The organism is Anaeromassilibacillus sp. Marseille-P3371, assembly GCF_900169665.1.
In the GTDB taxonomy this organism is placed as follows: Bacteria; Bacillota; Clostridia; order Oscillospirales; family Acutalibacteraceae; genus Anaeromassilibacillus.
This window is the reverse complement of sequence record NZ_LT835157.1, coordinates 1,155,692-1,174,628: the sequence shown is the minus strand read 5'-3', so window position 1 is coordinate 1,174,628 and position 18,937 is coordinate 1,155,692. Positions and strand designations below refer to the sequence as shown.

Sequence of the window (18,937 nt, the reverse complement as noted above, 5' to 3'; positions counted from 1 at the left end):
CGCAAAAACCTCCATTCTTTTATTCTCTATTTTTCCATCATATCGCACACATACCGATCGGTCAATACAAAATTTGTAAATTTTTAGGAGCGATAAAATGAAAGTAAGCGTCATCACCCTGGGATGTAAAGTAAATCAATATGAATCGCAGGCTATGTTGGAACAGCTGGCCAGCGCTGGCTTTACTGCATGCGACAGTACAGTAGAAAGCGATGTTGTGCTCATCAACTCTTGTACAGTCACTTCGACGAGCGATCACAAGGTTCGCCAAACGCTACACCGCACTCGGCGCGGAAATCCCAACGCAGTGATCGTACTGACTGGCTGTATGCCGCAGGCTTTTCCAGAGCTAGCTGCGCAGCTGACCGATGCGGACGTTGTTCTTGGGAATTCCAACCGCCATGCACTGGTTCCAGATATTCTACAATATCTCTCTTCGCGTCAGCGCATTGTGGATATTGTTCCGCATGAAAACACCGCAACCTTTGAAAAAATGCAGGTCGAGCATTTCTTTGAACGTACCCGTGCATTTATTAAAATCGAAGATGGATGCAATCGTTTTTGCTCCTATTGTATTATTCCTTATGCTCGTGGCCGAGTACGTTCCAAACCCTTGGAAGAACTGCGTGAAGAGGTTGCCCAAATCGCTGCCAACGGATACCGGGAGATTGTTTTAACCGGCATCAATCTTTCCGCTTACGGACAGGAATTGGGATTGCATCTCTGCGATGCTGTAGAAACTGCATGCGAGCCGGATGGAATTGCACGGGTACGCCTTGGTTCCCTTGAACCGGAGCAACTCAGTGCGGACGTAATCGCCCGCCTGGCCAAACAGAAAAAACTTTGCCCACAGTTTCATCTCTCCCTACAAAGCGGCTGTGATGCCACCCTTCGACGCATGAATCGCCACTACACCACAGCGGAATATCGAACGATCGTGCAAAATTTGCGGGCAGCTTTTCCCGATTGTTCCATTACAACGGACATTATGGTTGGTTTTCCCGGGGAAACGGAGGAAGAATTTTCCCAGTCCCTGGCCTTTGCAAGGGAAATCGGTTTTGCAAAGGCGCATGTATTCGCCTACTCGCGGCGTCCCGGCACAAGGGCCAACGATGCGCCCCATCAAATCACGCAACGAGTTAAGGAAGAACGCAGCCGGCAAATGATTGCTGTCACCCAGCAAACGAAAGAAGCCTTTTTCGAGAAGCAGTTGGGATGCATCGCACCCGTGCTTTTCGAACAGGAGACCGCTGTAAATGTCTACGATGGTTACACCGCCAACTATACTCCAGTCAGGGTTTCCAGCGCAAAAGATCTTCGAGGCCAAATTCTCCCCGTCCGGTTGACCGAAGCCGATCGGGACTGTTGTTATGGAAAGCTTACTGAGGGGATTTAACCGGCGAATTGTTTCATGACATTTTCAACCTCTTCTTTGGTCTGATCGTGATTCAAATATTCCCAGCTATAGAACATAAATCCATCGCACTCCACTTGGCGCCCTAGAGAAACCTGCTGTGCCAGGATATTGTCCGCTTTTTTCCATGTCCCTTCGTCCGCATCTGAACCAGCTTTATACACTGCCAATCCAAAATACAATTTTACATTGGAAGCGGTTGTCATCTCGCGCCATTGCTCTGCGGCTACATCGTACGGAAGTACGGGATTCTCAAAATTGACATAAAGTTGCGGGCAGATATAATCCACATACCCGCGCACCGAACACCAGGCTTCTACGTCCGCGCCCATTTTCAGATCATTTGAAACATTGGCCTGCGGTGAGATTCCAAACTGTACGTCCGGATTTACTCCCTTGATTTCACTATATGTAAGGGATACCATTGCATTCACATTTGCCCGACGCCATTCCAACAGAGACAGGGGTTTTCCACCAGTGGAGACGGATTCCACATAAGCATTATACGCTGTTTCATCAAATGCTGGGTCCTCTGAGGGATAGAAGTAGTCATCAAACTGAATGCCATCGACATCGTAATGTTCTACAATCTCCTTTGCACCATCTGCCACCAGTTTTCGGACTTCTGGATAAGCAGGGTTGTAATATTTACCCGATGCCGTTTGAACTGTCCAGCCTGCTTTACTGGAATCCCCTTGCCAAACATTGTAGTTGTTGTTCTCAGCTAACGTCGAAGGAGTATCTCCGCCGGACTGAATACGCATCGGGTTGAGCCACGCGTGGAATTCCATCCCGGCCTTGTGTGTAGCTTCCACCATGTATTCCAATGGATCATAACCGGGGTCCCTCCCCTGGGTGCCGCCTACAATATGTGACCATGGATAATATTGCGATGGATACAAGGCGTCTCCAAATGGACGCACATGGACAACCAGTGCATTCATTCCACACTGTTTTGCTTCTTCTACAATGGCGTCAAATTTTTTTTGAAAGGCTTGGGCGCTTTTGTCCACCTCTTTGCTCATATCCAAGCTCATATAAGGAACCCATACTGCACGCATTTCATCTTTTGAGGCGGGCTCTACTGGGATTTCTGATGAAGAGGAAGTCTCTTGAAGGTCTGAAACATGACTTGACTGCCCCATAGGGGATTGTGCTGGAACATCCTCCTTTTTGCCAAAAAAGTTGACCGCCATGCAAAGAGCTACAACCCCTGCCAAAAGTCCAATGCACACCAGTAGGCTATGGCGGTGAAAGAGCTTGATTACCATCGATTGTTCATCCTTTCTCTTTTAAAGGTTCGGATGCACAACTTGCCGGATTGTGTAGTCCTCATCATTAAAGGCAGGAATAAAAATCAGAGGCGCATCCGAAAGGGGTCTACCGCTTCCGATTTTCATTGTACTCCAAAGCGTTTGACAGAAACGCGCAAATCATGTAGGATACAGCTATAGCATTTTGCGCGGTGAAAAAGAGGTGTGGCGGATGTTTTTTATTTTTGGTGTTGTCAGCGGTTTGCGCGATCTCGGTATTCGGTGTTGTACACTTCCCTGCTGTGGAACTGTACGGGCTATTCTCACCTGTAGTTTCCATCAGTTCACACTTTTTTTCATCCCGCTGTTTCGATTTCGAAGGCGATATTTTTTGACCTGTCCCTATTGTGGCTCCATCTATGAGCTTTCGAAGGAGGAAGGGCGGCGCCTAGAGCGGGAACCACATGCCCAGGCAGATCCTACTACACTTCGTTTTGTGCGGCAAAATGGGCGGCATTGTTGTCCGTACTGTGGATGCAATGTGGAGTGGAACAGCCGGTACTGCCCCCAGTGTGGCACTTTTTTAGGAGGAAAGCCATGAGATATGGTTTTATATGCTATTTGGTTTTCATCAATTTGATTGCTATCATTTTGACAATCCGCGACAAACACGCTGCCCAACAACATCATTGGCGTGTCCCAGAAGCGACGCTTTTGTGGGTATCCATCCTCGGCGGTTCCCTGGGAATGTATATAACCATGCGTTTGATCCATCATAAGACGCAACACCGCAAATTCATGTGGGGAATTCCGGCGATCTTTGTGGGGCAATTGGTAATATTTTTTCTAGTCATTCGATATGTCCCTTTTTATTGAAGTGAACGTCTTTGTAGCAGAAATCATGAACAATCCTCTTTATAATTGATAATTGCCAAAATAGAGCCATTGGACGCCGATGTTCTTTCGACGTCCAATGGCTCATTTTATCTTATCGATTCGCTTGATTAACAGTACAATCGCGGTGCCCAATAAAACCACCGCTTTCATTGAGATCACCAATGGGAATATTATGCACCATAAAAAGTATGAAGGATTTCCGGCGCTATACTTTGTGCCTTATATGTTGACAACCAATTCTGATACTCCGGGTTTTCCCATACAGTCCCGTCATCAAAGGTGATTTGCTTCATACACGCCAGCACATAAGCTACTTCATGGGATCCGTCCGACTGGTTCCATCCATCCCATAAAGACCAGCCACCATTCAAATCTTCTTTTTCACCCGGTAGTAATGGTTTTTCCGCTTCTGTAATGATCCATTCATATGATTCGTCACTTTGAGATGTAAATCCAGTAACCTTGTTTCCATCTGTCAATGCAATTTGTTGCCAAATAAGTTCTAATGGATTTCCGTCTTTGTCATATGCAAGACAGGCCATTTCGTAATCGGTTATTGTCTTATCTGAATTGTTGGTAATGATCCAGTGGAGATAAGGCCATCTACCGTCCGGATCGTCGTCCTCATAATACCGCATTTCCATTTCCTCAATGATTGCTGGGTTTTTCGCTACTTCTAAAGGAGTTGTCTGAGTCTGTGTTCCGGTAATGTTGTTGGCACTAGGGGTAACGACATCAGTCGGTATTTGTTGCACAGAATTAGGCGCCGATGATGTATATGAGCCTACACAAACGGCACCAAAAAGCAAACAGACTGCCAATAACACAGAAACCATAACCAATTTGTGCGACTGTTTTTTATATGTCATGATCGCTTTTAATCTTTCTTTGATTCGTTTTGCATCATCGCTCAACAGAAGGGAGACTGTTGTATGGGACGGCATTTTGTCAATCTTGATTGCGTTAAGCAACATATCTCCGTAATCAAACCTACTTTTTTTGTCTAGACACTTAATAACCGCTTCGTCGCAAGATAACTCGCAGTTGCGGTTAATCTCACGACTGACCCAATATACAACAGGGTTAAACCAATGGATACAAAGTGCAATCTGTACAAGCCATTTATACACAATATCCAACCGTTTATAATGGGTTAGCTCATGTTGCATAACAAGTCTTATATCCGTGTCTTTTAGGCTTGTGCCTGGCAGAATAACCATCGGCTGAACGATTCCGACAATCATAGGAGCGGGCACCCGTTCATTTTTTGCGAGGCTTGGTGCGTGTTTGATACCCATTATTTTGCAAGTTTCGCGATACATATTGAGCAAGTGAATATCATCAATTAAACCCGAACTATTTTTGATAAAACGTGTCTGGCGATAATAACGGACCAACTTCCGGATCAACAGTAAAATGGCAGGAACGAGCCACGCAATCCACCACCATCCTAACAGTGTTTCTTTTCTATCTTCCTGAGCAGTTACCATGGAAACAGACTCATTATTTGTTTGCTCTTCTGGTGTTTCGTCCGGCAACCGTAAAAAATGAACCGTATCTGAAGCAGACGTAGGGACATCGGTTGTTGTTATATGGCTTTCAAACTGATTAAAAATCATTCCCATTAGGCTAAATTCTGGCCCAAATGGAAGCAAAAGCCGAATAATTACAATCAAAAAAATATAATACTGCCATGTTTTACTCAAACGATCTTTAATAATTGGCCTTAGCAAAAGTAAGAGTAATGCTATTAAAGAGCCGGATATGGAAAGGGAAAGGATTATTAAAAATATCTCATTCATCTATCTCCCTGCCTTTCTGCCAAAACCTATATAAGTCCTCCAAATCTTCCGGGGTAACTTCCTTATAACTAACGAGGGCAGATAACAAGCCCTTTGCGTCGCCATCAAAGACTTTTTCGAGCAGTGCCATAGTCTTAGATTTTACATAATCGGCTTCTGAAACAAGTGTAGAATAGTAATATACCTCACGCTTTTCCTGCTTCAAAACTTTTTTCTGAACCAGACGTTTTAGTAATGTCTGGATACTCTGATTTCCTATATCAAACTTCACGCTCAACGCAGAGCGGATTTCAGCGTATGTGGTAGGTCCCCCCTTGTTCCAAACCACTTTCATAATTTCCGCCTCCGTATCTGAGATTTTATCAACCCTTGTCTCCAAAATTTTCACCTCCAATAAGACAGATGTATTATTAATTATATAATACATCTGTCTTATATATTTGTCAACGTCTTTCTCGTACGGTTTTTTGTCCTTTCGCTAACCAGTAAACTGGACAAGCGTTATATGCTCACGGTTTTGAAAACCTGCGCTAGCCCATTCCTTCCGGGCAAAAATATTCAGAAGCGCACGAAATGAGCCGACGCGAGTCTGTATCTCGCTTGTACGCAAAAACGCCGCCTATCGTCTCCAATAGCGGCGTTTTTAACGTAAGTTGACACCTGGTTTTCAGCTATTTTATTCTTTTGTCAAGTTCCTTTATACGGTTCCACAATACAAAACGACTCTGTATGGAATGCTCCACACAGAGTCGCAATTATTCTAAATCGTCCAATTAGCCCTTCGCTACAATGTTGACCAGCTTGCCCGGCACATAGATTTCCTTGACGATATTTTTCCCGGCAATCTCAGCCGCCACCTTCTCGTCTGCCTTGACCGCTGCAAACACATCGTATTTTGCCAAATCCGCGGCAATACGCAAACGCGCACGCACCTTGCCATTGATCTGCACTGCAATCTCGACCGTATCCTCCGTACATTTCGCTTCGTCATAGGCTGGCCATTCCTGCTCGCAAACCATACCGCCAAAATTCATGGCATTCCAGACTTCTTCGGTTACATGCGGTGCGAAAGGATTCAATAACAACGTAAAGATACGCAGCTCCTCGCGGGTGATGGAACCCTCTGCCGCAATGTCGTTGAGCAAACTCATCAACGCCGCAATTGCGGTGTTAAACTTCAGGTTTTCAATGTCCTCGCTGACTTTCTTGATCGTACGATGGAAAGGCGTTTCCATCTTCACCCGAATTCCCTCTCCATCACAGACAACGCCCTGCAAGTTCCAATAGCGCTCGATAAAGCGGCGGCATCCTTTGATACTGGACGTACTCCACGGAGCTGCTTTTTCAAAGTCACCGATAAACATCTCATAGAGACGCATCGTATCCGCGCCATATTCATTTACAATATCGTCCGGATTGACTACATTGCCACGGCTCTTACTCATTTTCTCTCCGTTTTCCCCGAGAATCATCCCGTGGCTGGTGCGCTTGGCATACGGTTCCGGCGTCGGGACTACCTTGATGTCGTAGAGGAACTTGTGCCAGAAACGGCTGTACAGCAGGTGCAAAGTCGTATGTTCCATTCCGCCGTTGTACCAGTCAACCGGGGACCAGTACCGGAGTGCCTCCGGGCTGGCCAATGCCTGGTCGTTATGCGGGTCCATATACCGTAAGAAATACCAGGAAGACCCCGCCCACTGCGGCATTGTGTCCGTCTCGCGTTTGGCCGGGCCGCCGCAATGCGGGCAGGTTGTGTTCACCCAGTCCGTCATATGGGCCAGCGGGGATTCGCCGTTGTCCGTCGGCTCATAGGATTTTACGTCCGGCAGGCGCAGAGGAAGCTCGCTCTCCGGCAGTGGTACATAGCCGCACTTCTCGCAATATACAATCGGGATGGGCTCGCCCCAATAGCGCTGGCGGGAGAATACCCAGTCGCGCAGCTTGAAGTTGACCTTTGCATGGCCAATACCCTTTTCCTCCAAAAAAGCAATGATCTTTTTCTTGGCCTCTTCGACGGTCAGGCCATCCAGAATGCCAGAATTGACCATGATACCGGTGGCGCAGTCTGTGAAGGCTTCCTTTTCCACGTCGCCGCCCTTGACCACCTCGATGATCGGCAGGCCAAATTTCTTGGCAAAATCCCAGTCGCGGGTATCGTGTCCCGGTACGGCCATAATCGCGCCCGTGCCGTAAGAGACAAGTACATAATCGGAGATAAAGATCGGGATCTCCTTTTCATTGACCGGATTGATCGCCATGACGCCATCCAGACGTACGCCCGTCTTCTCCTTGGCGACCTCGGTTCGCTCAAAGTCAGACTTTTTAGCAGCCTCCGCCTGATAAGCGCGGACCTCTTCCATATTTTGAATCCGGTCCGCCCATTTCTCAATCAGCGGATGTTCCGGAGAAATCACCATATAAGTTGCCCCGTAAAGCGTATCCGGGCGTGTCGTGTAGATGGTCAGTCTATCACCAGCCGTGGTGGAAAAGTCCACCTCTGCGCCTGTAGAGCGCCCAATCCAATTGCGCTGCTGTGCCTTGACGCGCTCCGGATAGTCGACGAGTTCCAGGTCGTCGATCAAACGCTGTGCATACTCTGTGATTTTCAACATCCACTGGGATTTTACCTTGTGCACCACTTCGCTGCCACAGCGCTCGCAGACGCCCTCAACCACCTCTTCGTTGGCCAATACACATTTGCAGGAGGTACACCAGTTGACGGACATTTCCTTTTTATAGGCCAATCCATGCTTGAAAAGCTGGAGAAAAATCCACTGTGTCCACTTGTAATAATCCGGGTCCGTCGTATTGATCTCGCGGGACCAGTCAAACGAAATTCCGAGCGACTGAAGCTGCTGCTTAAACCGCGCAATGTTCTTTTCCGTTACAATAGCCGGATGAACGTGATTCTTAATCGCATAATTCTCCGTCGGCAGGCCAAACGCATCCCAGCCGATCGGATACAGAACATTGTAGCCCTGCAAGCGACGCTTGCGCGACACAATATCCAACGCGGTATAAGAACGCGGATGTCCCACATGAAGTCCTTGCCCGGACGGATATGGGAATTCGATCAACGCATAATACTTGGGTTTATGTGTATCCGTATTGGAAGCGTGGAAAACTCCCGCCTCTTCCCATTTGTCCTGCCACTTCTTCTCAATTGGCTTATGGTCGTATTTGTTCATGATCTGTTTCGCTCCCAAAATTTATTCTTCATTTGCCTTCAGGATCTCCTGAATATCTACGATTTCGCCGTCCTGCCACAAACGATCCAAATCGTAGAACGCACGGGATTCCTCTGTAAAGACATGGACGATCACATTGCCGTAATCCAACAGAATCCAGGAATTGGAACGATAGCCCTCTGTGTGCTCGGTCGAAACCCCATATTGCTCTTTCAACTGAAATTCCACTTCATCTGCCAGCGCCTTTACGTGGGTGCTACTTGTACCAGTGGCAATCACGAAGTAGTCTGCCAAAACCGAAATATCCCGAATTCCAATCAGCTTGAGATCCATTCCCTTTTTCTTGTCCAGTATCTGAACGGCCGCCTTGGCCAATTCCAATGATGTCATATCCTTCTCCCCTTTAATCGGCGTTAAATAGCCCGGGCTTCCAGCACTGCCTCGTTGTAAGCAGCGATGGTATCCGGATGAATTGCTAAACGGCGTTCCGTCAAGTCCTGGATGGTATAAGTCATGCCGGACAGCATGGCCTCCAGCAAACTCTTTCGGGCCGCTTTGCGAATGTCCTCCACGCCGGGATAGTCCCGGTCAGAAGAGGTAAAATCAGCCACAAACAGTACCTTTTCTAACAACGTCATATGGGCGCGGCCAGTGGTATGATACCGAATGGCGTTTAAAATCTCCGGGTCGTCGATGTGCAGCTCATTCTCCACATAGGCTGCTCCCAGCATGGCATGCCAAAGCTTCTGGCCGCTGCGCTCGACCTCGGTCAGTATGATGTCGTACCGTGTCATACGCTTGAGCTGTTCTTCTGGGTCCATATCTTTCATGATGTCGTGCAGAATTCCCGCTGTATAGGCTTTCTCCTCATCCGCCCCATATTTTTTTGCCAAGTGTACCGCTTCTTCTGCAACTGCCAAAGAATGGCGATAACGCTTTTCACTTAAAAACGGTTTGATGACCGCTTTATAATCCTTATGGCTCATTTTACCGCTTCCTTTTCGATTCAGTTTCGCTGGTACAGGCCGTTTTCCTGGATATAATGTGCTACCCTCGGTGGGACCAGCGCATCAATCGATCGCCCCTGACGCACCGCATCGCGGACCATCGTCGAGGAAACCGGCAAATAATCGATATTCTGCAAAATCACCCTCGCTCCATGCGCAGCAAGCCGCTTTGCATATGCATGAAGCTTATCCACTCCATCCGTACTGCGCGGCGCCGCACAGATAGTCGCCAATGAATAGATCAACTCCGGCTGATACCATTGCTCCAATGTGAGAAACATATCCTCCCCTGTGATAAAATAGAGCTCTGTCCCAGGGTTATTCTGTTTTAACTCCGCGAGCGTATCCGCTGTATAGCTCGGCCCACCACGACGGATTTCTAAGTCGCTCACCTCATAGGATGTCCCTAAACAGGCCAAACGGCACATTTCCAGTCGATCCTCAGCCGGCGCTAAATCGGATATCTGCTTATGCGGAGGCACAAAGGTCGGAATAAACAGCAGCCGCTGCACATGCAATTGCTTTTCAAATTGCTGTGCAATATGCAGGTGGCCGTTGTGAATAGGGTTAAAGGTACCGCCAAATATCGCAATCCGGTTCATGCTGCTCTATTCCTCACTATTTTATTACTTTTTTGCCGGTTTGGGAAGAGTGATTTTCGGTTCCTTTTCATTTTTACGGTACAAAACAAACTTTGAGCCAATCACCTGTACCACGTCGGCGTGTACCTCTGCGGCAATCTCTTCTGCTGCTTCGCGCGAAGACACAGGAGCCGTTTCAAGTACTTTCCCTTTGATGAGTTCTCTTGCTGTCAGGGCATCATCCGCCTGCTTAGTCAGTTCCGGGCTCATCCCTGACTTACCTACCATTACAATCGTATCGATGTCCACTGCCAACGAGCGGAGATAAGCGCGCTGTTTACTGGTCAACATATCGGGTTCTCCTTTTTCCTTTTATACAATCTTTTCGTAACAACGGGAAATCTGCGGGCCATTGTTCCCCTGATGTAAATCTGTTTTTCCCGCTACCCTATATCCGTTCTGTTCATATAACTGTACGCCGGGGATATTCCGCTCATATACGTCCAACCGGATGCTGTGTTTTCCATGCTCACGCGCATACTGTTCCGCAAATCGCAGCAGCTGCCCGGAGACTCCCTTGCGCAAATGAGCCGGATGTACGGCCAAGGTGTGCACCACCAATACTTCATTGGGCGCAATCCCTTCTTGCCAACAAATGTCCTGATACCCATCGGGCTGTACACCATTGAGAATACAGGTTCCTAAAACGGCTTCCCCATCGGTGCAGATATAAAGCTCACCATTTTTTAGGCCTTCTTCCGCCGTCCACCGCGCAGGATATTCTCCACGTTTCCAGCCGGGATAGTTGTATGTCGATTCCAAATAATTGCAAATCGCATCGTATAGTTCTGCCACATGTTCCAGGTCTTCCTGTGTGGCCTTGAGGATAGAATATTCAAATGCCATGGTGCGTCTCCAATCGTACAGCTAGTTCCCGCAGCGCCTTTCCACGGTGACTGACCGCATCCTTTTCCGCTGGTGTCAACTCCGCATATGTTTTCTCTCCCACAAGGAAAATCGGATCATAGCCAAAACCGTCCGTACCGCGCGGCGCAAAAGCCACGCTCCCCTCGCAGGTTCCCTCTACATCGATCCGTTTTCCATCCGGATAAACCACACAGATAGCACTGACAAATCGCGCTGTTCGCTGTCCGGCAGGAATCCCTTCCAACTCCCCCAGCAACTTCTCCATTCGCTGTGCATCCGTAGCATCCGGTCCGGCATAGCGTGCGGAGTACACTCCCGGCGCTCCATGCAGGGCGTCTACCTCTAGCCCGGAATCATCCGCCACGGCTGGAAGGCCGGTCTGGTCACAGGCTGCCTTTGCCTTCAAAAATGCATTTTCTGCAAAAGTCTCGCCGGTTTCCTCCACATCCTGCAAATCGGCTGTTGTTACCTCAATATGCAGGGGTTCCAAAATTCGCTGCAACTCCAACAATTTGTTGGGATTGTGCGTCGCCATTACATATTTCACAAGCCGCCCCTCCTTATCGTGTAAACAAAGCTTCTGAAAACGCTCTTGCATCAAATGGCTGCAAATCATCCACCTGTTCGCCCACACCGATAAACTTCACCGGCAACTTGAGCTCCTCACGAATGGCCAATACAACACCGCCGCGCGCGGTACCGTCCAGCTTGGTGAGCACAATCCCGGTGAGGTTGGCGACGTTTTGGAATTCTCGCGCCTGGTTGACGGCATTCTGGCCGGTTGTTGCATCCAAAACCAATAAAACTTCCTTGTCCGCATCAGGCAACTCACGGTCGATAATGCGGTTGATTTTTGCCAATTCATCCATCAAATTTTTCTTATTGTGCAGACGCCCTGCTGTATCACAAATCACCACATCCGTACCACGGGCCTTGGCCGCTGCAATTGCATCATACACCACGGACGCCGGGTCCGAACCCTCCGGATGCTTCACAATGTCGCTGCCACTGCGATCTGCCCAGACCTCCAATTGCTCAATTGCCGCTGCACGGAAGGTGTCCGCAGCTGCCAAGAGAACGTGTTTTCGTTCTTGGCGCAGGCGAGAAGCAATCTTTCCAATTGTGGTGGTTTTTCCCACGCCGTTTACGCCAATTACCAAAATCACCGAAGGTTTTGTGTGGACATGCAGCTCCTCATCTCCGGCAATCATCTCTGCCACCGTCGTCCGCAGCATCTCAAAAATTTGCGTTGGATCGGTAATCCTCTGTTCCTTGACGCGCTTCTTGACCTCATCACAGATACGTTCCGCTGTTGGAACGCCCGTGTCGGCCATGACAAGCAACTCTTCCAGCTGTTCAAAGAGAGATTCATCGATTTCTGTATAAGAGCCAAGCATCGTATCCAAAGATGCGCTAAAGCTTTCCCTGGTCTTTTTTAAGCCTTCTTTAATTTTTGAAAACAAACCCATGATGATTACACCTGCCTATCTGAAAAATTCAAAGGACGTCAACTGCTTACTTTGCAGCATCCATCCCCAGTTTTTGTTCAATTTCACTCGCACGCAACTCCAAGAGCTTCGACACACCCTCATCCTGCATGGTAACGCCATACAAAACATCCGCTTCTTCCATACTTCCGCGGCGGTGTGTGATGACAATAAACTGCGTATTGTCCGTCATACGCCGTAGATAGGCCGCAAAACGGTCGACATTGACATCGTCCAATGCAGCCTCAATCTCATCCAGCATACAAAACGGAGGAGGACTCACCTTCATAATCGCAAAATAGAGCGCAATCGCCACCAACGCTTTTTCCCCGCCGGATAAGAGTTCCAAATGGGTGACAATTTTTCCGGGAGGCTGAACCGAAATCTCTATGCCGGACCGGAGAATATCCTCCGGATCGGTCAGGGAGAGGCCCGCCGTTCCACCTCCGAATAATTCCTTGAAGGTCTGCAAAAAGTTCGTGTTGATCTGTTGAAACCGTTCTATAAAGAGATCCCGCATCTGACGGGTAAGATCCCCGATTAAACGCTTCAACTCGTCACGGCTTTGCTCAACATCCTCTACTTGCGAATTCAGGAATGCATATCGTTCGCTAACCTCTTTGTACTCTTCCACAGCCGCTACATTGACGGTTCCCAGAGACTTGATCTTCCCCTTTAATTCATTCAAACGCTTTTGCGCTTGCCCCTCATCATCAATGGGTCCAGCGATTTCTTCTGCCTCCCGCCGGGTCAATTCGTATTCTTCCCACAAGCGGCTAATAATTTCATCGTATTCCTTTTGCAGGCTTGCCTTTCGTTCCTCTAAACGGGCCAATTCATGGCCAACATTCTCCCGCGCGCCAGACTGTTCACGCTCTTTGGCGCGCAACTCCGCGGACGTTTTTTCAAAGGCCATTCTTTGCGCATTGAGCTCTTCGATTCGAGCGATGGAGGCCTTTGCCTGTTCCCGGAGAGAGGCCGCCTCTTGTTTCAAGTCCTCGATACGCTCTTGCAAGCTGGCAATAGAAGCATAAACCCGCTGCATTTCTTGGCGCAATGCCTCCACGTGACCCACACGGTCTTCCTTTCTGCGCTCGATGTCTGCAATTGCAGCACGCAGGGATTCAATGTCCTTTTGCGCAGAAAGGCTTTCAATGCGCAACTCCTGCACGTCAACGGACAGAGCATCACAGATTTGGTTTTGTTCACTGCGGCTGGAACTGACCTCGTTCATCTTTCCCTGTAACACGGAAATCTCGATCGTCATTTCTTCCAACTTTTGCTCTGCCTGCTTTTGCACAGCGCGCTGTTCCTCCAGACGTTCTGAAGCAACCGCTTTTTCCTGCGCTAAGGATGCAAGGTCTGCCGCAATCGTTTGCCGGTCCGCCTTTGCACGGTCATGCTCTGCTTCTATGCGAATGCGCTCTTCCTGTGCCGTTGCCAACTCCCCACGCGCACCGGCAAGAGCCGCCTCCGCTGCGCTGGCCTCCTCATTGGCAGAGCGCAAAGCAGCAGCGGCCTCCTCCGCTTTTTCACGGAGCTGATCTGCTTGCGCACGAATCCGTTCAATGTCCGAAGCGCGGCTCAACAGACCGGAATTTCGGGCCAAAGAACCGCCTGTCAAGGAACCGCCTGTATTGACTACCTGGCCATCCAAGGTAACGATGCGGAAACGGTAACGATAGCGCCGGGCAACCGCAGTGGCAGCATCCAAATCTTCAGCCACTACAATCCTCCCCAGGAGGGAATGCAAAATCCCATTGTATTGCTCGTCACAGGTACAAAGCTTTCCTGCAATTCCAACTACGCCTGGACAATCCTCCACCCCCGGTTCGTTGAGCACATTCCCATGGATATTGGATAGCGGCAGAAAGGTCGCACGTCCGCCGTCTCTCTGTTTCAAAAAGCCGATGGCGCGCTTTGCATCCTGCTCGCTGCCCACCACGACATTTTGCATGGCCGGGCCCAAAGCGGTTTCAATTGCCACCGCATATTCACGTGGCACTTTAATTAGGCGGGAAACCGGCCCATGAATTCCCGGAAGCGTCCCATGCTTTGCCTCTTTCATCACAAGTTTGACGCTCTGGGAAAAACCTTCCAAATTGCGCTCCAAATCCTCCAACAGGCGTGCACGGCGCGCACATTCATTGGCATCTAAATTGAGCTTTTCACTCTGCTGTTTGGCCGTTTCAGCGCGTTGCCGGCGGGAATTGAGCCGCAGTTCATAACCTTTTACCGCATTGGAGAGCGCTTGTATGCGCTCCTGGCTATCCGCCAGCATCTTTGTAAAATCCGCATCACTTTGCTCTAACGCCTCTGCACGTTCGTGCTTTTCCGCAAGCGTTTGGTCGACGGTTTGCATCCGCAGCTGAATCTCCGCAATGGTCGACGCAGCTGTCATGGAAGCCAACTTTTGTTGTGTCGATTCTGCGGACAATGCACGAATCTGTCGGGAATAGTCGTCGATTTTTGCCGCCGTCTCTCCCATTCCTTTGCGGATCTCTTCCAACCGCTTCGTACAGGCAGCGCTCTCCGCCTCTTTTGCCTCAATAAACGCAGTCTTTTCCGCAATTTCCGCATTTTTTCGCGCGATCTCCTCCTCCATGTCCTTGCCAGACTGGTCGGACTGCGCAATCTCTCGTTCTATGCGGGCAATATTCTCGCGGTTATGTAAAATGTCGTTTGCAAGGACGGAAGCCTCCCCATCTTTGGCAACAGCTGCTTCTTCCAAGTGTGCAGCCTCTTGACGGGCCTCGTCCACGCGCGCAGTACAGGCATTTGCCTGCGTAAAATTTTCCTCGATTTGCTGCTCAATCGCTGCCAGCTGTGTCTCCAATTCGTCATAGTGGCTTTTGGCAATCACAATCCGGTCGTCGTGTTCCCGAAGGACATGTCCGGAACGTTCCAGTGTATTGAGCCACAGGCCAATTTCGAGTGTACGTTTTTCAGAGGCAAATTCCAAATAACGCTGCGCCTTTTCAGCTTGCTCCTTCAAAGGCCCAACACGGTCTTCCAGTTCGGCGAGAATGTCCCGCAGGCGCAACAGATTTTCCTCCGCCTGATTCAGACGGCGTTCGGATTCTTCTTTTCGATAGCGAAAGCGGGAAATACCCGCTGCTTCTTCAAAGATTTCACGCCGATCTTCACTGCGTGCGCCGACGATGCTATCGATCTTCCCTTGCCCAATTATCGAATATCCATCACGGCCCAAACCGGTATCCATGAACAGTTCATTGATATCGCGCAGACGAACAGCCACTTTATTGATGAGATATTCGCTATCGCCGGAGCGGTAATACCGGCGCGTCACCGCTACTGTATCGCTGTCAAAGTCCAAACGCCGGTCGGCGTTGTCAATGGTGAGCGTCACTTCGGCAAACCCCTGGGGCTTTCTCGCTGGCGTCCCGTTGAAGATCACGTCTTCCATCCGGGTACAACGCAGAGTACGGGTGGATTGCTCTCCCAGCACCCATCTTACCGCATCGCTGATATTGCTTTTGCCGCTTCCATTCGGCCCCACCACCGCCGTGATACCGCGGTCGAACCGAAGGGTCGTTTTATCCGGAAACGTCTTAAATCCTTGTATTTCCAACGATTTTAAAAGCAAACTGTCACATCCTTCTTCGAAGAGGCAATAACCAATTGATTTTCCAACACGGTGGGGTCCTCCACCACATAAGCGGTATACCCTCTTTTAAACAACTCCATTACATTTGCGCGTTTTTGGCCGACAACTTTTGATCGCCATTTTGGATTTACTTTGATTTTAATAGTTGCATTGTAAATACGATTTTCTTCCAACGCTCTTAAAAGGCCATTGAAGATGCGCCTGCTTTCACAGAGTTCCCGAAAGGCTGGATGCCACGGACCAGCTACACGATCTCTCTCAAGTTCGGGCGTACTGTGCAATCCCAAACGAATCACACGAATTCCCTGGCGCTCAAACCCCTCCAACAGTTCCGCACAAAGGTCCACTGCATCTTCTAACGGCATGGGCAAATAGTCACCCGCGCGATATTTCCTTTCCAAGTCCGTACCGCGCATCACAATTGTCGGATAGATTCGCATCGTATCGGGCTCTAAGGCCGCAAGCCTGTGTGCTGTCTGTTTTGCTCCTGCAGGCGTGTCGCCATAAAGACCGGTCATCATCTGTAGCCCCAGAGAAAATCCTTCCGAACGGATACATGCGGCGGCTTCCTCCACTTGTACGGCTGTATGCCCCCTTCCGTTACAGGCAAGCACACAATCGTCCATACTTTGTGCACCGAGTTCGATCGAGGTCACGCCGTATGTCCTCAACAGGGCGAGAATTTGACGGTCAATCGCATCCGGACGGGTTGAAATCCGAATCCCCATAAAGGGCCCCTCCCGCACAAACGGTACGGCTGCTTCTAAAAGGGCAACCATGTATCCCCGGTCGATTGCCGTAAAACTTCCCCCAAAGAAGGCAATTTCCGCCTGCTCTTCGCCGTTCAGGCATTCCCTGGCTTTTTGGACCACTCTACGCACATCATCCGGTGTTGGTTGTTCCCGCTGGCCAGTGATGCTCCGCTGGTTACAAAAGCTGCACTGGTGCGGGCAGCCGTTGTGCGGTACAAAAATCGCCACATTGGCATGTCTCAATAGCCCATCAGCTCCAATGCCTCGCGGGCAGCCTGCTGCTCCGCTTCTTTTTTACTACGTCCGCCGCCTTTGCCAATCACATTGCTGTTGAGGTGTACCTCTACAGTGAAATGCTTGTCGTGGTCGGGACCGCTTTCCCCTGTGAGCACATATTCCAGATGCTCTTCCGGATTCTGTTGGATGATCTCCTGCAATGCGGTTTTATAATCCTTAAAAGCTTTGGGCTTCTGGGTTTTGAGCATGGGCAACACAAAGCGCAGGATAAAGCTGCGAGCTTCCTCCATCCCCGCATCCAGATAAATCGCTGCAATTACGGCTTCGAAAGCATCCGCTAAAATGGAGGAACGGGTGCGTCCGCCAGAATTCTGTTCTCCATGGCTCAACCGCAGGTAATTTCCAAGATCAATCTGTTTTGCAAATCCACAGCATGCCTTTTCACATACCAAAGCAGCGCGGTTTTTGGTGAGATCGCCCTCTGGAAATTCCGTGTAGTTTTTAAACAAATAATCCGCCACAACAAACCCTAAAACAGAATCTCCTAAAAATTCCAAGCGCTCATTGCTTTCTTCTTTCCCTTTTGCTTCATTCGCATAGGAGGAGTGGGTCAACGCTGTGACTAGATACTTCTTATTGTGAAAATGATGCCCTAACTTTTCTTCAAATGCTCTATAGTCCATCTCTCGGCCTCCTGCCAATTAGTCCGCCTGATTCTCCTTCGTCTGGCTCTCCTTATAGGCTGCCACGGCAGCGGCGATTTCATCCACAACATTTCCAGCGATATAGGACTTTGTCAAACGAAGTGCATTTTTCACGGTCTTTGCCTTAGCACTTCCGTGGGTCTTGAACACCGGCTTTGCTGCTCCCATGATCGGCGCCCCGCCGTATTCGTTATAGTCCATCGTCTTTTTGAGATCTTTAATATCCCCTAAAAGCACGGAGGCCGCCAGCTTATTTTTCCAATTCTTGAAGAAAATTCCCTTGAACAACTGCATCATGACCGTGGTCACACCCTCATACATCTTGAGCAGCATGTTGCCGGTAAAACCATCCGTCACAACCACATCGGCGGCATCGCGCGGTACCTCGCGCGCTTCAATATTTCCAACAAAGTTCAACCCGGAACTCTTCAACAACGCATAGGCCTCATGCTGCAAATCGCCGCCCTTATGTTCCTCCGTACCGATATTAGCCAAGCCCACACGCGGATTGGAGACGTTCATTACCTTGTTCATGTAAATTGAACCCATCACACCGAATTGACGCAACATCTCCGGCTTACAATCGACATTGGCCCCGCTGTCAATCAACATGAAAAATCCCTTTTCCTTCGGCAAAACTGGCGCAAAAGCCACTCGCTTGATGTTCTTAATACGCTTGACAATCATGGTTGTACCGACCACAAGGGCTCCTGAGTTGCCGCCCGAGAGAAAACCGTCGCCCTTGCCCTCTGCAAGAAGCTTCAATCCCAAAGCCATGGAACTATTGGATTTTTCCTTCAGAATGTCGCCCGCATGATCCTCCATGGTAATCACATCTGGGGTATCTGCAATCTCCATGCGGTTCAGCGAAATGTTGTTCTCGTTCGCCACACGGCGGATCTCCGCTTCGCTACCAGTGAGCAGGATGTCGATATCCAGCTCGTTTACAGCTTCCGCACAACCCTTCAAAATTTCCAAGGGCGCATTGTCGCCGCCGAAAGCATCCACTATAATCTTCATTGCGATTACCTCCTGCCGCAGTCGCGGCTATTACTTTGTT

At 49.2% G+C, this 18,937-nt stretch carries 18 protein-coding genes; 3 read left to right on the top strand and 15 right to left on the bottom strand.

Annotated elements, in window-relative coordinates:
* Positions 1 to 97 precede the first annotated feature (97 nt).
* The gene (gene mtaB, locus B9Y59_RS03985; RefSeq protein WP_085531930.1) at positions 98 to 1,396 is read left to right on the top strand and encodes a tRNA (N(6)-L-threonylcarbamoyladenosine(37)-C(2))-methylthiotransferase MtaB; all 1,299 of its coding nucleotides are present in this window, start codon (positions 98 to 100) and stop codon (positions 1,394 to 1,396) included.
* On the opposite strand, the gene B9Y59_RS03980 is transcribed toward mtaB, so the two are convergent.
* The gene (locus B9Y59_RS03980) at positions 1,393 to 2,685 is read right to left on the bottom strand and encodes a glycoside hydrolase family 10-like protein (RefSeq protein ID WP_085531928.1); all 1,293 of its coding nucleotides are present in this window, start codon (positions 2,683 to 2,685) and stop codon (positions 1,393 to 1,395) included. The genes mtaB and B9Y59_RS03980 overlap by 4 nt on opposite strands.
* A 214-nt stretch (positions 2,686 to 2,899) precedes the next feature.
* On the opposite strand from B9Y59_RS03980, the gene B9Y59_RS03975 reads away from it, so the two are divergent.
* Positions 2,900 to 3,268, top strand: coding sequence for a zinc-ribbon domain-containing protein (locus tag B9Y59_RS03975; RefSeq protein WP_085531926.1), 369 nt, complete (start codon positions 2,900 to 2,902; stop codon positions 3,266 to 3,268).
* Positions 3,265 to 3,543 carry a DUF1294 domain-containing protein gene (locus B9Y59_RS03970; protein ID WP_085531924.1) on the top strand — a complete coding sequence of 93 codons (279 nt, stop codon included), beginning with the start codon at positions 3,265 to 3,267 and terminating at the stop codon, positions 3,541 to 3,543. Before B9Y59_RS03975 ends, B9Y59_RS03970 begins: the two co-directional genes overlap by 4 nt.
* A 191-nt stretch (positions 3,544 to 3,734) precedes the next feature.
* Here B9Y59_RS03970 and B9Y59_RS03965 read toward each other — a convergent pair whose 3' ends face one another.
* From B9Y59_RS03965 to plsX, 14 genes are all read right to left on the bottom strand, one after another.
* On the bottom strand, positions 3,735 to 5,366 hold the full coding sequence (locus B9Y59_RS03965; protein ID WP_085531922.1) for a M56 family metallopeptidase: 1,632 nt from the start codon (positions 5,364 to 5,366) through the stop codon (positions 3,735 to 3,737).
* Positions 5,359 to 5,745: a BlaI/MecI/CopY family transcriptional regulator gene (locus B9Y59_RS03960; protein WP_054323660.1), complete on the bottom strand. Its 387-nt coding sequence runs from the start codon at positions 5,743 to 5,745 to the stop codon at positions 5,359 to 5,361. The genes B9Y59_RS03965 and B9Y59_RS03960 overlap by 8 nt, the downstream gene beginning before the upstream one ends.
* Before the next feature lie 394 nt (positions 5,746 to 6,139).
* Positions 6,140 to 8,554, bottom strand: coding sequence for a leucine--tRNA ligase (leuS, locus tag B9Y59_RS03955; protein WP_085534494.1), 2,415 nt, complete (start codon positions 8,552 to 8,554; stop codon positions 6,140 to 6,142).
* A 21-nt stretch (positions 8,555 to 8,575) separates the two neighbouring features.
* Positions 8,576 to 8,944 carry a ribosome silencing factor gene (rsfS, locus tag B9Y59_RS03950; protein ID WP_054323661.1) on the bottom strand — a complete coding sequence of 123 codons (369 nt, stop codon included), beginning with the start codon at positions 8,942 to 8,944 and terminating at the stop codon, positions 8,576 to 8,578.
* Between the two features lie 23 nt (positions 8,945 to 8,967).
* Entirely contained in the window at positions 8,968 to 9,540 is a 573-nt protein-coding gene (gene yqeK / locus B9Y59_RS03945) for a bis(5'-nucleosyl)-tetraphosphatase (symmetrical) YqeK (RefSeq protein ID WP_085531919.1), read from the bottom strand.
* 20 nt (positions 9,541 to 9,560) lie between these two features.
* Positions 9,561 to 10,163: a nicotinate (nicotinamide) nucleotide adenylyltransferase gene (gene nadD / locus B9Y59_RS03940; protein ID WP_054323662.1), complete on the bottom strand. Its 603-nt coding sequence runs from the start codon at positions 10,161 to 10,163 to the stop codon at positions 9,561 to 9,563.
* 24 nt (positions 10,164 to 10,187) lie between these two features.
* Positions 10,188 to 10,493: a YhbY family RNA-binding protein gene (locus tag B9Y59_RS03935; RefSeq protein ID WP_054323663.1), complete on the bottom strand. Its 306-nt coding sequence runs from the start codon at positions 10,491 to 10,493 to the stop codon at positions 10,188 to 10,190.
* A gap of 21 nt (positions 10,494 to 10,514) precedes the next feature.
* A complete protein-coding gene (locus tag B9Y59_RS03930; protein WP_085531917.1) occupies positions 10,515 to 11,048 on the bottom strand; it encodes a GNAT family N-acetyltransferase in 534 nt (177 codons plus the stop codon).
* Positions 11,038 to 11,616 (bottom strand): RdgB/HAM1 family non-canonical purine NTP pyrophosphatase, encoded by a 579-nt coding sequence (gene rdgB / locus B9Y59_RS03925; RefSeq protein ID WP_085531915.1) that lies wholly within the window; start codon positions 11,614 to 11,616, stop codon positions 11,038 to 11,040. The genes B9Y59_RS03930 and rdgB overlap by 11 nt, the downstream gene beginning before the upstream one ends.
* 13 nt (positions 11,617 to 11,629) lie before the next feature.
* Positions 11,630 to 12,538, bottom strand: coding sequence for a signal recognition particle-docking protein FtsY (gene ftsY, locus B9Y59_RS03920; RefSeq protein ID WP_085531913.1), 909 nt, complete (start codon positions 12,536 to 12,538; stop codon positions 11,630 to 11,632).
* Between the two features lie 46 nt (positions 12,539 to 12,584).
* Positions 12,585 to 16,163, bottom strand: coding sequence for a chromosome segregation protein SMC (smc, locus tag B9Y59_RS03915; protein WP_085531911.1), 3,579 nt, complete (start codon positions 16,161 to 16,163; stop codon positions 12,585 to 12,587).
* A complete protein-coding gene (locus tag B9Y59_RS03910; RefSeq protein WP_085531909.1) occupies positions 16,154 to 17,179 on the bottom strand; it encodes an elongator complex protein 3 in 1,026 nt (341 codons plus the stop codon). The genes smc and B9Y59_RS03910 overlap by 10 nt, the downstream gene beginning before the upstream one ends.
* A complete protein-coding gene (gene rnc / locus B9Y59_RS03905) occupies positions 17,176 to 17,856 on the bottom strand; it encodes a ribonuclease III (RefSeq protein ID WP_085531907.1) in 681 nt (226 codons plus the stop codon). The genes B9Y59_RS03910 and rnc overlap by 4 nt, the downstream gene beginning before the upstream one ends.
* 18 nt (positions 17,857 to 17,874) lie before the next feature.
* Positions 17,875 to 18,897, bottom strand: coding sequence for a phosphate acyltransferase PlsX (gene plsX / locus B9Y59_RS03900; protein ID WP_054323665.1), 1,023 nt, complete (start codon positions 18,895 to 18,897; stop codon positions 17,875 to 17,877).
* Positions 18,898 to 18,937: the final 40 nt, after the last annotated feature.

Coding starts and splice junctions, on each gene's coding strand:
- mtaB (WP_085531930.1), top strand. CDS start 98: ATGAAAGTAAGCGTCATCACCCTGGGATGTAAAGTAAATCAATATGAA.
- B9Y59_RS03980 (WP_085531928.1), bottom strand. CDS start 2,685: ATGGTAATCAAGCTCTTTCACCGCCATAGCCTACTGGTGTGCATTGGA.
- B9Y59_RS03975 (WP_085531926.1), top strand. CDS start 2,900: ATGTTTTTTATTTTTGGTGTTGTCAGCGGTTTGCGCGATCTCGGTATT.
- B9Y59_RS03970 (WP_085531924.1), top strand. CDS start 3,265: ATGAGATATGGTTTTATATGCTATTTGGTTTTCATCAATTTGATTGCT.
- B9Y59_RS03965 (WP_085531922.1), bottom strand. CDS start 5,366: ATGAATGAGATATTTTTAATAATCCTTTCCCTTTCCATATCCGGCTCT.
- leuS (WP_085534494.1), bottom strand. CDS start 8,554: ATGAACAAATACGACCATAAGCCAATTGAGAAGAAGTGGCAGGACAAA.
- rsfS (WP_054323661.1), bottom strand. CDS start 8,944: ATGACATCATTGGAATTGGCCAAGGCGGCCGTTCAGATACTGGACAAG.
- yqeK (WP_085531919.1), bottom strand. CDS start 9,540: ATGAGCCATAAGGATTATAAAGCGGTCATCAAACCGTTTTTAAGTGAA.
- nadD (WP_054323662.1), bottom strand. CDS start 10,163: ATGAACCGGATTGCGATATTTGGCGGTACCTTTAACCCTATTCACAAC.
- B9Y59_RS03935 (WP_054323663.1), bottom strand. CDS start 10,493: ATGTTGACCAGTAAACAGCGCGCTTATCTCCGCTCGTTGGCAGTGGAC.
- B9Y59_RS03930 (WP_085531917.1), bottom strand. CDS start 11,048: ATGGCATTTGAATATTCTATCCTCAAGGCCACACAGGAAGACCTGGAA.
- ftsY (WP_085531913.1), bottom strand. CDS start 12,538: ATGGGTTTGTTTTCAAAAATTAAAGAAGGCTTAAAAAAGACCAGGGAA.
- rnc (WP_085531907.1), bottom strand. CDS start 17,856: ATGGACTATAGAGCATTTGAAGAAAAGTTAGGGCATCATTTTCACAAT.
- plsX (WP_054323665.1), bottom strand. CDS start 18,897: ATGAAGATTATAGTGGATGCTTTCGGCGGCGACAATGCGCCCTTGGAA.